Origin of the sequence: Rheinheimera salexigens (genome assembly GCF_001752395.1) — a bacterium.
Taxonomy (GTDB): Bacteria; Pseudomonadota; Gammaproteobacteria; order Enterobacterales; family Alteromonadaceae; genus Alishewanella; species Alishewanella salexigens.
In genome coordinates, this window is sequence record NZ_MKEK01000001.1 from 3,325,756 (window position 1) to 3,341,487 (window position 15,732).

General features: G+C 42.2%; 12 protein-coding genes. 5 read left to right on the forward strand and 7 right to left on the reverse strand.

Features of this window, described 5'->3' with window-relative positions:
- The 5 genes from BI198_RS15375 (at position 1) to BI198_RS15395 (ending at position 8,068) form a co-directional block, all read left to right on the forward strand.
- A complete protein-coding gene (locus tag BI198_RS15375; protein WP_070050380.1) occupies positions 1–2,871 on the forward strand; it encodes a valine--tRNA ligase in 2,871 nt (956 codons plus the stop codon).
- A 421-nt stretch (positions 2,872–3,292) separates the two neighbouring features.
- Entirely contained in the window at positions 3,293–4,747 is a 1,455-nt protein-coding gene (locus BI198_RS15380; RefSeq protein ID WP_201243534.1) for a Na+/H+ antiporter NhaC family protein, read from the forward strand.
- Positions 4,748–4,851: 104 nt separating this feature from the next.
- Positions 4,852–5,712 carry a DMT family transporter gene (locus BI198_RS15385; RefSeq protein ID WP_070050382.1) on the forward strand — a complete coding sequence of 287 codons (861 nt, stop codon included), beginning with the start codon at positions 4,852–4,854 and terminating at the stop codon, positions 5,710–5,712.
- Between the two features lie 114 nt (positions 5,713–5,826).
- A complete protein-coding gene (locus tag BI198_RS15390) occupies positions 5,827–6,318 on the forward strand; it encodes a TIGR03546 family protein (RefSeq protein WP_070050383.1) in 492 nt (163 codons plus the stop codon).
- Between the two features lie 10 nt (positions 6,319–6,328).
- Positions 6,329–8,068 carry a TIGR03545 family protein gene (locus BI198_RS15395; RefSeq protein ID WP_083256648.1) on the forward strand — a complete coding sequence of 580 codons (1,740 nt, stop codon included), beginning with the start codon at positions 6,329–6,331 and terminating at the stop codon, positions 8,066–8,068.
- A gap of 123 nt (positions 8,069–8,191) precedes the next feature.
- On the opposite strand, the gene BI198_RS15400 is transcribed toward BI198_RS15395, so the two are convergent.
- The 7 genes from BI198_RS15400 to BI198_RS15430 form a co-directional block, all read right to left on the reverse strand.
- A complete protein-coding gene (locus tag BI198_RS15400; protein ID WP_141728894.1) occupies positions 8,192–9,853 on the reverse strand; it encodes a sensor domain-containing diguanylate cyclase in 1,662 nt (553 codons plus the stop codon).
- A gap of 305 nt (positions 9,854–10,158) precedes the next feature.
- Positions 10,159–10,560: an ACT domain-containing protein gene (locus BI198_RS15405; protein WP_070050385.1), complete on the reverse strand. Its 402-nt coding sequence runs from the start codon at positions 10,558–10,560 to the stop codon at positions 10,159–10,161.
- A 37-nt stretch (positions 10,561–10,597) separates the two neighbouring features.
- Positions 10,598–10,987 carry an MmcQ/YjbR family DNA-binding protein gene (locus tag BI198_RS15410; RefSeq protein ID WP_070050386.1) on the reverse strand — a complete coding sequence of 130 codons (390 nt, stop codon included), beginning with the start codon at positions 10,985–10,987 and terminating at the stop codon, positions 10,598–10,600.
- Positions 10,988–11,104: 117 nt separating this feature from the next.
- A complete protein-coding gene (gene gshA / locus BI198_RS15415) occupies positions 11,105–12,649 on the reverse strand; it encodes a glutamate--cysteine ligase (RefSeq protein WP_070050388.1) in 1,545 nt (514 codons plus the stop codon).
- Between the two features lie 332 nt (positions 12,650–12,981).
- Positions 12,982–14,334, reverse strand: a complete 1,353-nt coding sequence (gdhA, locus tag BI198_RS15420) for an NADP-specific glutamate dehydrogenase (RefSeq protein ID WP_070050390.1) — start codon at positions 14,332–14,334, stop codon at positions 12,982–12,984.
- Between the two features lie 228 nt (positions 14,335–14,562).
- Entirely contained in the window at positions 14,563–14,952 is a 390-nt protein-coding gene (gene rraB / locus BI198_RS15425) for a ribonuclease E inhibitor RraB (protein ID WP_070050392.1), read from the reverse strand.
- 4 nt (positions 14,953–14,956) lie between these two features.
- Positions 14,957–15,601, reverse strand: coding sequence for a 1-acylglycerol-3-phosphate O-acyltransferase (locus tag BI198_RS15430; RefSeq protein ID WP_235605359.1), 645 nt, complete (start codon positions 15,599–15,601; stop codon positions 14,957–14,959).
- Positions 15,602–15,732: the final 131 nt, after the last annotated feature.

The following is a 15,732-nucleotide window of genomic DNA, read 5'->3' on the forward strand; positions in this document are numbered from 1 at the left end:
ATGGAAAAAACCTTTAATCCTAGCGAAATTGAACAAGCCATGTATAACGCATGGGAAGCCAAAGGCTATTTTCAGCCATCAGGTGATCAAAGCAACGGCAATTATTGCATTATGATCCCACCGCCAAACGTCACCGGTAGCCTGCATATGGGCCATGCTTTTCAGCAAACCATTATGGATGCACTTACCCGTTATAAACGCATGCAAGGTAAAAACACCTTATGGCAAGTCGGTAGTGATCATGCCGGTATCGCCACCCAAATGGTCGTAGAACGTAAATTAGCTGCAGAAAACTTACCCACTCGGCATCAATTAGGCCGTGACGCTTTTATTGATAAAGTTTGGCAGTGGAAAGAAGAGTCTGGTGGCACTATTTCTGATCAAATGCGTCGTTTAGGCAACTCGGTTGACTGGACTCGCGAACGTTTCACTATGGACCCAGGGTTATCTGAAGCGGTTCAAGAAGTGTTTGTGCGCCTGTATGAAGACGATTTAATTTATCGCGGCAAACGCTTAGTTAACTGGGATCCAAAATTACACACGGCTATTTCTGATTTAGAAGTCGAAAATAAAGAGCAAAAAGGCCACTTATGGTACTTGCGCTACCCATTAGCCGATGGTGCAACCACCGCTGATGGCCAAACCTATTTAGTGGTTGCGACCACGCGTCCTGAAACGATGTTAGGTGACAGCGCCGTAGCAGTCGATCCAGATGATGAGCGTTATCAAGCTTTAATTGGTAAGTTTATTGAACTACCGTTAGTTAACCGGCGCATTCCTATTATTGCCGATAGATATGTCGATAAAGAGTTTGGTACTGGCTGCGTAAAAATTACCCCAGCACACGACTTTAACGACTACGACATGGGTAAACGCCACCAGTTACCGCTGTATAATATTTTATCGCATGACGCGATGATTTTAGCTAATGCTGAAATTTATAATATCGACGGTACCGTTAATACCGAGCTAGATAGCCAATTACCTGCAGCCTTTGCTGGTATGGAACGCTTTGCTGCCCGTAAAGCTATTGTTGCCGCCTTTGCAGATGCAGGCCTATTAGAAAAAATTGATGACCATGGCTTAAAAGTGCCTTATGGCGATCGCAGTGGCGTAGTCATTGAACCGCTTTTAACCGATCAATGGTATGTTCGCGTAGCCCCGTTAGCTAAAACAGCGACTGAAGCGGTTGAAAGCGGTCAAATTGAATTTGTGCCCAAGCAATACGAAAACATGTATTACAGTTGGATGCGTGACATTCAAGATTGGTGTATTTCGCGCCAATTATGGTGGGGACACCGCATACCGGCCTGGTATGACGACAACGGTAAAGTGTATGTTGGCCGTGATGAAGCCGAAGTGCGCGCTAAATATAATTTAGCCAACGATTTTGCCTTACGCCAAGACGATGACGTATTAGATACTTGGTTTAGTTCAGCCTTGTGGACCTTCTCTACTTTAGGTTGGCCAGACAATACAGAAGACTTGCGCACTTTCCATCCTACCGATGTGCTAGTGACCGGTTTTGATATTATCTTTTTCTGGGTTGCCCGCATGATCATGATGACCATGCACTTTATAAAAGATGAAAACGGCAAGCCACAAGTACCGTTTAAAACCGTTTATGTCACCGGACTTATCCGCGATGAAAATGGCGATAAAATGTCTAAATCTAAAGGTAATGTAGTCGATCCGTTAGATATGATTGATGGTATTAGCTTAGAGGACTTATTAGCAAAACGGACCAGCAATATGATGCAGCCAAAAATGGCTGAGAAAATTGCTAAAGCAACCAAAGATCAGTTCCCTGAAGGCATTAGCGCCAGCGGTACTGATGCCGTACGCTTTACGTTAGCCGCCTTAGCATCAACCGGTCGAGACATTAATTGGGATATGAAGCGCTTAGAAGGCTATCGCAATTTCTGTAATAAACTATGGAATGCCAGTCGCTACGTGTTAATGCATACTGAAAGCCAAGATTGTGGTTTTAATGCTAACCATGCCGATAGCTCGCAATTCCAGTTATCGTTAGCCGACAAATGGATTTTAGCCCAATACCAGCAGACGGTAACTCAGGTACGTCAGTACTTTGATAACTATCGTTTCGACTTAGCGGCAGCTACCTTGTATGAATTTACCTGGAACCAATTCTGCGATTGGTATTTAGAATTAACTAAACCGGTTTTATTCAAAGGCACAGCCGCGGAGCAACTTGCTACTCGACATACCCTAATTACGGTATTAGAAAGCTTATTACGCTTAATGCACCCTATTATGCCTTATATTACTGAAACCATTTGGCAGTCGGTTAAACCCATTGCCGGTATTGCAGCCGAAAGCATTATGTTGCAACCTTATCCTGAGCATAACAGCAGCTTAATTAATGACACCGCGACTGCCGATTTAGAGTGGTTAAAAGCAGTGATTACGGCTATTCGTAATATCCGTGGTGAAATGAATATTGCGCCAAGCAAAGGCTTAAATATTTTACTGCGTAACGTTAATACTGAAGAACAACGCCGTTTAAGTGAAAACCAAAACTTTTTACAAAATTTGGCCAAACTAGACAGTATTAATTTTTTAGCTGCGGGTGAAGTTGCTCCTGCTAGTGCGATTCAATCGATTGGCAGTATGGATTTATTAATCCCGATGGCCGGCTTAATCGACAAAGAAGCTGAGCTAAGCCGAATTGCTAAACAGCTTGAAAAAAACCAACAAGATTTAGGCCGGGTAAGCGGAAAATTGGCTAACGCTGGCTTTGTGGCTAAAGCACCAGAAGCAGTTTTAGCTAAGGAGCAAGCAAAACAAGCAGAGCTAGAACAAGCGGTGGTTAAACTGCAGCAACAACAAGCTGAAATCGCCGCCTTATAAACCCAACCACACTCAGTCTTGTTATCATAAGTCTGGGTTAAAAAAGCCAAGTTAATCACTTGGCTTTTTTATGTCCGCAGTTTCATTCTCCAGCTAATTTATGTCTTAACTTTTGCCTTAACTTTCACCTTAACTTTCACCTTAACTTTTGCTGTAATTAGCGACAATTTCCATACTAATAATACGGTTGTTAATTAAAATATTTTTGTTATTATTGCGCGCTATTTCAACACGGTTAAAACTTACTGTTGAAGTAATGCTTGCATAGCTTATTCACGCTATTCAGCTAATGGTTAGGCCTACATTATTTAGGTGCTACCGCCAACTGTCACAAGCAAAGCGTGCCGTTGAATTGGCTTATCTGCTGCAACGGTTCCACTAACCTTATTCCGGTTCATCGGGAAATTTAAGAGTATTACACATGATGTCAGCAGATAACTTAGTTGAGAGTCTAGCCGAACCTGTTGCGGCTGCGGCCGAAGCGGCCGCAGCGTCTCCTACCGCACTCAGTTTAATTCCACCTTTAGTTGTTTTAGCCTTAGCCATTTGGTTAAAACGGCCTATATTGGCGCTTATTGTCGGCGCTGTGGTGGGTTTATTATTGTATGCACCTAATCATGCCCTAGAAAACTTTGCCGAAACCTCGTTAAACGTAATGCAAGATGAAACTATCGGCTGGTTAATTTTAGTCTGTGGCGGCTTTGGTGCCTTAATAGGCTTATTAGTTCATACCGGTGGCGCCTTAGCCTTTGGTATTAAAGCCCAACGTTTTGCCAAAGGTAAAAAATCATCTTTATTTATGACCTTTATTCTGGGCTTAGTGATATTTGTTGATGATTATCTTAATGCGCTGAGCGTGGGTGAAACCATGAAGCGTGTAACCGATAAATTTAAAGTCTCGCGAGAAATGCTAGCCTATGTAGTGGACTCTACCGCAGCACCGGTGTGTGTATTAGTACCACTTTCTACTTGGGCCATCTTTTTTGGCGGCTTGCTAGAAAATAATAATGTCGCTGCGGTTGGCGAAGGCATTCATGTCTATATGCAGGCCATTCCGTACATGTTTTACCCGATTTTGGCATTGCTAGTGGTATTTTTAGTCATTATGGGTGTTATTCCAGCATTTGGACCAATGAAAAAGGCCGAATTAGCGGCACAGCAAGGCCCACAAGCCACCGTTGCGTTTGCTGATAGTCATCCAGAGAATACGGCACCAGATGACTACGCAGTGAAAGCTTTTGAAGAAGAGTTCGATGATGCTCAGACTAAAGGCAAGTTACATAACTTTTTAGTTCCCATGATCATGTTGGTATTATTTACGGTTTATTTTGATATTGATGTCTGGAAAGGCTTAATTGTCACGCTACTAGTCACGTTACCGTTTTATGCTATCCAGCGCTTAATGCCGTTGGCCGACATGATGGAAACCATGATTAATGGCTTTAAAACTATGCTGCCTGCAATAGGCACCGTTATTGCCGCCTTTATTTTTAAAGACGTCTGTGACAAGTTAATGCTGCCACAATATGTGATCAACAACTTAGCGCCTTATATGACAGCACAATTGTTACCAGCAATGGTGTTTTTATCCATGGCTCTTCTGGCTTTTGCTACCGGATCTAGCTGGGGTATTTTTGCCGTCAGCATTCCTATTGTTATGCCATTAGCTTATGCCGTTGATGCTAATATTCCATTAATAATTGGTGCTTTAATGTCAGCGAGCTCTTTTGGTAGCCAAGCTTGTTTTTACAGTGATTCAACTGTATTAGCCGCTCAAGGTTCGGGCTGTAACTTGGTGTCACATGCCATCACGCAATTACCGTATGCGTTAATTGCCGCGACCTTGGCTTTTATTGGCTTTATTCTTATTGCTTAATAGCAAGGCGCTTAATAGCAAGGCGTTGAACAACGTAGCGCTGAGGCGTTATTGAAGAACTAGGCGTTAGTTGCAAAGCTAACGCCTTTATTTTATAGGATTTTATGTTAGGAATTTTCGCGGCGTTAACCACTGCATTATGCTGGGCAATAGCGGCGCGCTTATATCGACAGCTCGGCACGCACTTTGCGGCCTTAACGCTTAACTTCTGGAAGGGCTTGCTTAGCCTAATGGTTTTATTACCATTAAGCCTAATCTACAGCGACACTGCCGCCGCAAACGAGCATATTATCTGGTTATTAATTAGCGGTGCCATTGGCATAGGTTTGGGCGATACCTGCTTTTTTTTAGCCTTAAGTAAAATTGGCGACAGATTATCGTTACTGATTGCCGAAACCTTAGCCCCTATTTTAACCGCATTATTAGCCATCGCTTGGCTGCAAGAATGGCTAACCGGCCAACAGTGGCTAGCTATTGCTATTATTTTATTTGCCGTCGATGCGGTACTGCGATTACAACGCAGTGATAAAACCTTGCAACTTAGTGGCATCAGTTATGCTGCCCTCGCGGCATTATGTCAGGCGATAGGTGCAGTTATTAGTCGTGATGTATTAGTTAATAGCCAAATAGACGCTCTTAGCGGCAGTAGCTGGCGCTTAGTTGGCGGCATGGCGCTAATTATCATCTTGATGACCATTAAGCGCAGCCGCTGGCTACCTAGCGCTAATACCCCGTTACGCCCTTGGTTATTGTTATTGGTCGCCACCCTCATTGGCACCACTGCCTCGTTGTATTTACAAATGGTGGCCTTTAGTTATACCAAAGCGGCGGTAGTGCAAACCCTGCTAACCACTAGCGTTATTTTGTCTTTAATATTAAGCAGGCTAGCCGGCGATACCATCCCTAGCGGCAGCTGGAGATGGACTCTATTGGCATTAGTCGGTGTCGGTATATTATTGTATTAACTCTTTAGTACATTATAGGTAAAACTTGTTGTTAGAGCGTTGTTTGCCCTGACAAACGGCTCATACGCTGGTAACCTTAATAGATTCAAATCATTCTATATTCAGGGATAGATAATGTTGACCTTACTAGCAAAAGTTCTCAAAGTGCTTAATTCACAAACTTCCACCTGGCAAATAGGCTGGGCGGTGGCGTTAGGCTTATTTATTGGTATTTTACCTTTAGGTTTATTAACCTTTCTCCTGCTATTGATCGTCTGTTTATTAACGGTCAACTTATCCATATTTTTAGTGGTATGGGGCTTAACCGAAGGGTTAATGCTGCTATTTGCCACGCCCTTAGAAAACTTAACCTGGCAGTTAGCGCAAAATGAGCGGTTTTTACAGATCTTGGCGGAAGGTGAAACCTTACAGCTGCTGCATCTACACCATACATTAACCTTAGGCAGCTTTGTGCTAGGCCTGATCTTGCTAGTACCGGTTGCTTGGCTAAGCAGTTTGTTGGTTAAACAGTATCGTACACGCGTGATGAGTAATGTTGAAAAATGGAAGCTGACCCAGATGCTAAAAGCCAGTAAGTTATTCTCTCTATATCAAAAAATTCACTAAGGAGCGCACAATGATCCGTAAATCTGGATGGCTTATTTTTATTAGCATTACTGCTGCTCTGTTAGCGTTAATTTATTTATTTATTGGCCCAGCACTACGCCTTGGCATGATCTACAGCTTAGAAAAAGTGACCGGTGCTGAAGTAAATATTGCTAAGGTCTCAGTGCAATTGGCGCCATTAGCATTAAAAATTAATAAACTACAATTAACCGATCCTGCGGCACCTGAGTACAATAGTTTTAGTTTTAATTACGCTGTAGCAGCCTTAGAAGTATGGCCTGCGATGCTAGGTTATTATGTGATTAACGACTTAGAAGTGATTGATGCTGCTTACGGTAGCAAGCGGGCTAAAACCGGTGAGGTGTATCGCCAACCTAATGCCGATGGCAGTGCAGCATCGTTAGCAGATTTATTAAAATCTGAATTACCTACTGCAGATGAATTATTGGCCCGGGTTGATTTAAAAAGCCCCGCTAAAGCCCAAGCCTTGCAAGATTTAGCCGCTCGTGAGCAAACAGCACTGCAAAAACTGCCAGAGCAGTTACCTAATAAAGCCTCATTAGCTAAATACCAAGCAGACATTAAAGCTCTTACCGAAAGCAAAATTGAAGATGCTGCCGACTTAGCCAAAAAGACCGCGCAGTTAAAACAACTAAAAGAGCAATTGCTAGCTGAAAAAGAACGGATTATGTTGGCTAAGCAACAACTAGAACAAAGCAAAGATAAACTGCAACTGGCCGTCGCTGAATTGCAGCAAGCCAGCACAGCCGATTGGCAAAAAGCGCAACAACTGGCAAATTTATCAGACGGTGGCCTAGCCGGTATTAGCCAAATTTTGCTTGGCCAAGAATGGGCAGATCGTTTAAGTCAATTAAATGCTTTGTACCAATATGCTCAGCCTTACCTTCCGGTTAAATCTGACTCAGCAGCCGAAGATGTCGTTATTCTACCCAATAGAATTTTACCTTTACCTAGCCAACCCTACCCTGACTTCTGGGTTAAAAATGCCCAGATAAATTGGTTGATTGGTGGTGGTAATGTGGCTATGTCACTGCAAGATATTACTGCTCAACACAACATTATTGATAAAGCGACTAAGTTTGCATTGGACGCTACCGATTTACCGCAATTAAAGCGCATTAGCTTAAACGGTGATTTTGCCATTTTACAACAGATGGTAACCAACTTAAATTGGCAGTTAGACGGCTTACAAGTTCAAGATATGTTACTAGGTAAAGGCGAAAATGCATTAGCCTTAGCCAGCAGTTTAGTCAGCTCTAACGGTAAGATTAACCTTACTGACAAACAATTAATCCAGCATGCTAGCTTAGCCTTAAATGATGCTAACTTTACTAGCGTGGGTAATAAGTATCTACAACAATTAGCCAGCATCTTAAACCAGCAAACCAGCATTCCGTTAACTATTGATGCTAGTGGTTTAATTAGCGCACCTGACGTTAGCATTCGCTCGTCGTTAGATAAGCTACTAGGCGATGCGTTACTGGGTGAGGCGAAACAAAAAATAGCGGCGTTACAGGCAGATCTTAAAACTAAGCTTGATGGCCAATTACAATCAGGCTTAGCTGGCCAAGCAGATTGGTCGGCACTATTAAGCCAGCAATCTGCTAGCACAGAAGACGCCAGCGCTAATATTGAACAATTGTTAGCCGCTAAGTTGGCTGATTTTAAAGACCAAGCCAAAGATAAATTAAAAGATCGTTTAAAAGACAAGTTTGGTGGTGGTAACTGAGTGTTTAGTGTTTAGTGTTTAGTGTTTAAATAAATTATTAGAATAGTCTTAATAGTTGCTACTAAAACTAGCGCAATTGCCGTTATCGTTAGATTTATCTCTAGCGATAACGGTTAAAACCGATTAATTATTTAACGAGAAAAAACTCACTTTATTTTTACCTGAGCTTTTCGCTATATACATTGCGGTGTCTGCATTGCGGATTAATTCTAGCGAGCTATCGCCATGCTCTGGATACATGGCAATGCCAATTGATACGCCAATTTGAAATTCATTACCTAAAATGGTTATTGGTTGATTAATGGAGCTGATAATTCGGTTGGCCACTTCAGTAACATCACTGGTACCTTGCGGGTTGTTTAAGATAAAAATAAATTCATCGCCACCAACTCTCGCCACCGTGTCTGATTGCCTAACTAACGCCTGTAGCCTTTTCGCCATTTCTTTTAATAAAATATCGCCAACGTTATGACCAAATTTATCGTTAACGGGTTTAAAGCCATCAAGGTCAAGAAACATCAACGCTAACTTGCATTGCTCGCGATGAGAGTTAAGCAATTTTTGATTTATACGATCCATCAATAAAGTACGATTAGGTAAATCGGTTAAGGCATCATGAAAAGCTAAATGCTTAATATGCTCATCTTTACGCCTTAGCTCTGTTATATCACTAAATACCGAAACATACCGGACAGGCTCACCGTCACCATCGCGTAGCAAATTTATAGTCATACGTTGCAAGTACAACTCTCCATCTTTACGATGATTCCACATTTCGCCTTGCCAGCGACCTTGAGTAGTAATCTCATGCCACATAGCAGCATAAAAGGCCTGACTTTGCCGGTTAGATTGTAATAATTTTGGCGTTTGGCCAATTGCGTCTTGTACCGTGTAGCCGGTAATCTCAGTAAAGCCTGGATTAACCGAAATGATAATATTATTAGCATCGGTGATTAGCACACCATCAAGCATACTGTCGAACACACACGCTGCCAGTTTCAGTTTGGCCTCAGTTGCTTTAAGCAATGTGACTTCATTAGACTGAATTACAAAACCTTGCACGGTTCCATCGCTGGCAAAATCTGGAATATAATGACCAATAATATGGCCAACACTACCATCCACCTTACGCAGACTGCGTTCAAAACGTTGCGGCTCACCGGTCAGTACTTTTTCAATATGGGGCTTATTGCGATTAAATAACTGCTCACCGGCGAGTTGTTGAAATGTCATACCAACGATGTCTTCTGCTGCTATACCAAACCATTCACTATAGGCATTATTTGCGTACCTGCAACGTAGATCTCTATCCCAATAACCGATCATATTTGGCGTATTATTGATAATCGATTTAATAAACTGCTCAGTTTGACTCGTAGTTTGCGAAACCGACTCAGCTTGCTTAAGCGCCTTTTTTACCCGTTGCATGGCTTCGATAGAATATGAGATAAAACTACAAGTGATGACAAAAATAGCGATTTTAACCAATTCAAAACTATCGATAATGTAAGCCTGTTCAACAACTAACGGCCACAAAAAAATGATAGCGAGGCAGGCAAACACGGTGGTAATTAACCCAGCGTAAAATCCGCCATAGAAGGCGGCAACAATGACCGCGGGATAAAATATTAGCCAGCTAAATTCGGCTTCAAGTACTTGGTTTGGCCATATCATTAAACCTACAGCAACTAAACTTACTATAGCGAGGAGAGTGAAAAAGTGTTTTAAAGCCCGTGCCGTTAGGGCTTTAGTCAAGCTAAGACCTTTTTCAGTGCTGTCATTCATACTGTACCTTTGAACATCGACTTTATAGCTACAAAATTTTGAGTTCTCAATTTGGCTAAATCAGTCTGATATAAACCAACTTCACAACACTAGTCACACCTTGTTGCAACGCTACATTTGATTAGCATGATTTCAGTATCCCATAATCTGGTGTTATATGCTTTATTTACAGCCGATTAAACAGATATGAATAACGTTATTTTTGGCCAGTGTGGTAAACAGAATTATTAAGCCTAGCACTTAATAAATAGCTGATAACCATATTTATCTAAAAAACAATGTGCGTTAACATTTTTTATTCTGATTTACACACCATCACTTAAGTCGGTTAATGCTGATAACGCAGCTGTGGCATGCTCTGAAGCAACAAAAATATGGTCGTGATAATAAGCAGCAAATACATTGGCACTGATGCCTTTGGCAGCTAATTGACCAGAAACTGCAGCCGTTAAACCAACAGCATTTAAGCTAGAGTGCACATTCAAAGTGATCTGTTTAAAGATACCAGAAAATGCTAAGCCGGCATCGCTGGCTGTGGTTTTACTAACTATTAATGTTAAGCCTTCAACTTCACTAAAGCTCGCTAACGGATTTAACCACACATAGTCGGCCAGTTCGCCTTGCACGGTACAAAATACAAATTCATTCGCCATTAGCTTAGGTTGCATGGCCGATATTAATGTTGCTAGCTCAGTAATTCCGCTCATAGTTAAACGCTCGTTGTTATTTTGCAAAATTAGAGGTTTAACCTTTATCCAGATCTTTATCTAGGTGTTGATTCAGGCCCAACTCTAATTGTTTTTTCTTAGAAAGACCTAAGGATACTATACGATGGGATTCTGTTAGGTAATAGATCAGTTCTTCGTCTGCAATATCTTGCCCATCATACAACTGGATCCATTTCATACCGCGTGCGGCTAAATAAGGTGCTGGTTGATAACCTGACTTCAAATTTAAAAAATGAAAATTCTGTTCAGAGGTTTTAAAGCTGAAGGCAGGTTGAGCAGCTTTACCCCAGCCGCCGATTGCAAAGACTTTATCCGCGACTTTCCAGACGTGAGAACCACCCCATTGCATCACATAACTAGTGGCAGGAAGCGAGCGACAAAATTGATTAAACTGTTCATAATCCATACTCAAACTTAACCTGTAACGCCTTAGCTAATCTAACGTTATAGGCTGAGTATAGTAATAAATGGGGCATAATACATTAACCGATTAGTTAAGTTACTCCGACCCATTTTAATTCCTTTATTGGCATGCGGCTAAAGGTGTTATTGCATCTTCCGTTTCCAAACGCTGCTGCGCAGCTAGGCTTGAGGTGGCCAGTTGTTTGAAATAGCCCGTCTGCTCAGAGCTAAGTGGAGCTTGTTGCCAGTACTGAGTTAGCTCAACGGCTCGTTGCTGGGTCCATGTGGTGTATTCCAGCTTGCTACTCGTCAATTGTTGTAAAATACGCGCCGAAGGAGTTAGTTCGGGTTGTTGTAGTAGAGGTGTATAGTGCTGTACTGCATCAGCGTAACCGCTAGACGTCTTGTCGAGTAATAAAGCTACTGCTGCTAATTCAGCAAAAATCTGTTCAGCACAGATTGTCCGACTTAGTTCTCCACTTGCTGTTTCTAAAAGCAAGTCGGGCTTGCGGCCTTGTTCGGTGATGCGGGTTTGATTACGAGTTATACGCTGTGATTCTTGCTCACCAATCTCTGGACTGTCTTGCAACAAGCAAAACAGTAAAAAGGCATCTAAGAAACGGATCTGGGTATCATCGATACCCAAGGCTAGCAGCGGATTAATATCCAAATTGCGCACTTCAATATATTCTACCCCGCGCTCTGCCATCGCTTGTAATGGCGTCTCGTCCGCTCGAGTAACTCGCTTAGGACGAATATCACTGTAATACTCATTCTCTATCTGCAGGATGTTGTCGTTAAGCTGCCGTGTATCGCCGTTAACCTCAACGCCAAGCCGAGTATAAGGTGGATAAGGCGTGTTAAGAGCTAGGGTAAGATCGCGGCTATATTCAGTTAAGCTATTGGTACTAATCTTCAGACTGGTTTGGGCGTCGCTCTGGTAGCCAAGTCCACTCATGCGCAACGAAGTTGCGTAGGGTAAATACAACGTATCAGCACCAAGTTCAGACAACTTATGTGGCCGACCCTGCATAAACGTCTGACTAAGTGCCGGTGAAGCGCCAAACAGATACAGCAACAACCAGCCATAACGGCGAAAATTACGGATTAAGCCAAAATATTGCGCCGAGCGAAAGTCGGCTAGTGAATCTTGGCTGCCGAGCAATTGCCGGTAGCCTTGCCAAAAACTATCCGGTAGTGAGAAATTAAAGTGGATACCGGCGATGCTTTGCATTATGCGACCATAGCGTATATCCAGACCGCGCCGATAAATATGCTTCATCTGGCCAGCTCGAGAACTACCATATTGGGCTATAGGCACACTTTTATTACCTTGCACCGCGCAAGGCATGCTCGCTGGCCATAAATGCTCATCCGCAAGTTCGCTGGCACTATAGCGATGGATCTGCTCTAAAAAGCCAAGGGTATCGCTGATATGTTCACCCGCAGGTGTAATAAATTCTAATAGCGATTCGGAATAATCAGTGGTGATATACGGGTGGGTTAAAGCCGAACCAAATGCCAGTGGATGACCCTGTTGTGACAACTTACTAGCTGTGGTTACTCGCAAGCCTTCTTTTTCGATGCCGCGAACAATATGTACTAGGGTTTGGTTTAGGCCTGTATCTGCAAGCTGTGCCAAACGTGGAGTAAGGGATGGCGTCATAAAAACCTCTGTATTAAATCAATTAATTAGACCTATCGGCCTTACTCGTTTTGCTAAGCCAATCATTTAATAAGGGTTAGCGGCTCCAACTTGCCAAATTAGAGCTGAGTATTATATTTGCAGCTCAATAACAGACAATCCCCTAAAACTGCAAATGACTTTTAACTATATGTAACAATAATCGATTTAAATAACTGTTTAATGCCAACGGCAGATTATTGATTAAAAACAGTCATTCAGGTCATAAAAAATTTGCAATAAAAAGGGGTTGTAGCGTATTAACAAAAAATTAATATGCTACGACCCCTTTTTAGGCGTTCTATTTTACTTAATTACACTAAACCTTGCTCAATCATGGCATCGGCGACGCGGCGAAAGCCGGCAATATTGGCTCCTAACACTAAATTGCCTTCCGCACCAAATTCACTCGCGGTATCGCGGGCGCTGCTGTAGATATTGCGCATAATTATTTTTAACTGCTCGTCTACTTCTGCAAAGCTCCAACTACGCATACTGGCATTTTGAGCCATTTCTAGCTGACTAGTCGCGACACCTCCTGCGTTAGCTGCCTTGCCCGGACCATATGCGATTTTAGCTTCTAAAAACACTTCTACCGCAGCTTGAGTTGAGGGCATATTAGCGCCTTCAGACACCGCGATGCAGCCATTTTGAACTAATACAGTAGCATCTGCAGCCGTTAACTCATTTTGGGTGGCACAGGGGAAGGCTAAGTCTGCTGGGTAGCGCCATACCGCATGGCCATCGTCGGGATAGTCAGCTACTGGCGTGTATTCCGCATCAGGATGGTGACTAATATATTCACTTAACCGCGCATGTTGCACTTCTTTTAATTGTTTTAATGTCGCTAGAACAATGCCGGATTTGTGATAAATAGTGCCTGCAGAGTCAGAGCAACTAACAGCAATAGCACCTAATTGCTGCAGCTTTTCAATAGTGTAAATGGCCACATTACCCGAGCCTGAGACTAAACATTGTTTATCTTGCAAAGTCTGCTGCCGATCTTGCAGCATATATTTGGCGAAATATACGCAACCATAACCAGTGGCTTCCTTACGCACTAATGAGCCGCCCCACAATAAACTTTTACCGGTAAAAACCCCATCAAAACTATTGGCTAAGCGCTTATATTGACCAAACATATAACCAATTTCGCGCGCCCCTACGCCAATATCACCTGCTGGCACATCGGTATTTGGGCCAATATGTCGATACAGTTCATTCATAAAAGACTGACAAAAACGCATAATTTCGGCATCTGAACGGCCTTTAGGGTCAAAGTTAGCCCCGCCTTTAGCGCCGCCAATAGGTAAACCGGTTAACGCATTTTTAAAAACTTGTTCAAAACCTAAAAATTTAATAATGCTGGCATTAACACTAGGATGAAAGCGTAAGCCGCCTTTAAACGGCCCTAATGCTGAGTTAAATTCTATTCGATAACCTTTATTAACATGGATCACGCCATTATCATCAGCCCAAGGCACCCGAAACATAATTTGCCGCTCAGGCTCAATCATTCGCTCAATAATGGCATGGCGCCGATATTTATCATCTTGCTCAAGCACCATGGTTAAAGATTCTAATACTTCTTCTACGGCTTGATAGAACTCTGCTTGTGCAGGGCTACTTAGCATCAGTTTTGCTATGGTGCTGTGTATGTACGTCATAAGTATCCCTGTATATTTAATGTTCACTCCATTCTTGATGAAAAGCACGCTAGCCGTCAACAGATAATGAAATATAACTCAGCTAAAATGCATAAATATGCGAAATATCAAATATAGATTTTAATGATATACACTGATTATAGGTGGTTATGACAATACCAATAAAAAAGCCAGTTGCGGCTGGCAACTGGCTTTGGCTAAAACTACTTTTTAGTGCAATATGCGCTTTCAGTGAGCGGTATGCTCTTCGTCTTCATCATCAGCATCGTCAAAGTCTGCTTCGTCACCTTCGAAATACGTGCCCCAACCGTCATATTCTACGCCATGCTTTTTGGCTAAAGCTTCTAACTTAAGCGCATCGGCAACGATAGTTTCTGTGACCAGTGATTGTTCACGAATAGCATCAAATACCCAAGCACTGTCGCCATCTTCAAATTCGACTTCTTCTGCATCGGTAACTTCATAGCCTAACTTGAATAACGCAACCGCCAGCTTTTCTAGTTTGGTAAAATCTTGATCATAAAAGTGATGCTCAATAGTATATTCTGCATCTGGATCGCTACCATCTTCTAATAGTGCATTGATTGTTTCTTCAGTAAACTCTTGCCAGTTTTCCATAGTTCTACTCTTTAACGGTAATATTTTGCGCAGTGTAATCTTTGCCCAGTTCGGTATCAAGCATTGCGATCTGCTGAGCCATTTTTTGGTTCAGATTCTCAGAAAACTGACGGATATTAGGCTTACCTTCTGGCAAATGCACAGGCGCTAACATTTGGATAATAACCTTGCCATTATTCCAGCGATTAAATTTAAATTGCTGGTGGGTGCTGCTCATACATACCGGTATTATTGGCACATTCGCTTCTAAGGCAATATGAAATGCCCCGGCTTTAAAGGGCAATAAACCCCGGCCATAGCTACGCGTACCTTCAGGAAACATCCACACTGAGATATTGTCACGGCTAATGCGCTCAGCGGCTGCTAGCATAGTAGATAATGCCCGACTTTTATTTTTACGATCAATTAAAATATTGCCACTTAACCAATACAATTGACCAAAAAAAGGCACAAATTTTAAGCTTTTTTTACCTAAGGTCACCGTGCGTGGTTGAACGGCATTACTAATAGTAAATAAATCTAAATTGTTTTGATGGTTAGCGACATAAACATAAGGCTTTGAGCTGTCGATATTTTCAACGCCACGTATTTCAACTTGGATGCCTAAAATTTTTGATACACTGCCATACCAATGCGAAAAAATGCGCACGTTATCAGCGTGAAATGGCCTTACTAAACAAATAAGTAAGCCAGCTAAAGTACTAAAAATAAAAACAACACTAATAAAACTATTCGTAAAACCGCTATCACTATATTCTCCGTTGACACTACAAGCGAACT

Bases quoted from the DNA above. Each gene is read 5' to 3' on its own strand.
- BI198_RS15375 (WP_070050380.1), top strand. From the start codon at position 1: ATGGAAAAAACCTTTAATCCTAGCGAAATTGAACAAGCCATGTATAAC.
- BI198_RS15380 (WP_201243534.1), top strand. From the start codon at position 3,293: ATGATGTCAGCAGATAACTTAGTTGAGAGTCTAGCCGAACCTGTTGCG.
- BI198_RS15385 (WP_070050382.1), top strand. From the start codon at position 4,852: ATGTTAGGAATTTTCGCGGCGTTAACCACTGCATTATGCTGGGCAATA.
- BI198_RS15390 (WP_070050383.1), top strand. From the start codon at position 5,827: ATGTTGACCTTACTAGCAAAAGTTCTCAAAGTGCTTAATTCACAAACT.
- BI198_RS15395 (WP_083256648.1), top strand. From the start codon at position 6,329: ATGATCCGTAAATCTGGATGGCTTATTTTTATTAGCATTACTGCTGCT.
- BI198_RS15400 (WP_141728894.1), bottom strand. From the start codon at position 9,853: ATGAATGACAGCACTGAAAAAGGTCTTAGCTTGACTAAAGCCCTAACG.
- BI198_RS15405 (WP_070050385.1), bottom strand. From the start codon at position 10,560: ATGAGCGGAATTACTGAGCTAGCAACATTAATATCGGCCATGCAACCT.
- BI198_RS15410 (WP_070050386.1), bottom strand. From the start codon at position 10,987: ATGGATTATGAACAGTTTAATCAATTTTGTCGCTCGCTTCCTGCCACT.
- gshA (WP_070050388.1), bottom strand. From the start codon at position 12,649: ATGACGCCATCCCTTACTCCACGTTTGGCACAGCTTGCAGATACAGGC.
- gdhA (WP_070050390.1), bottom strand. From the start codon at position 14,334: ATGACGTACATACACAGCACCATAGCAAAACTGATGCTAAGTAGCCCT.
- rraB (WP_070050392.1), bottom strand. From the start codon at position 14,952: ATGGAAAACTGGCAAGAGTTTACTGAAGAAACAATCAATGCACTATTA.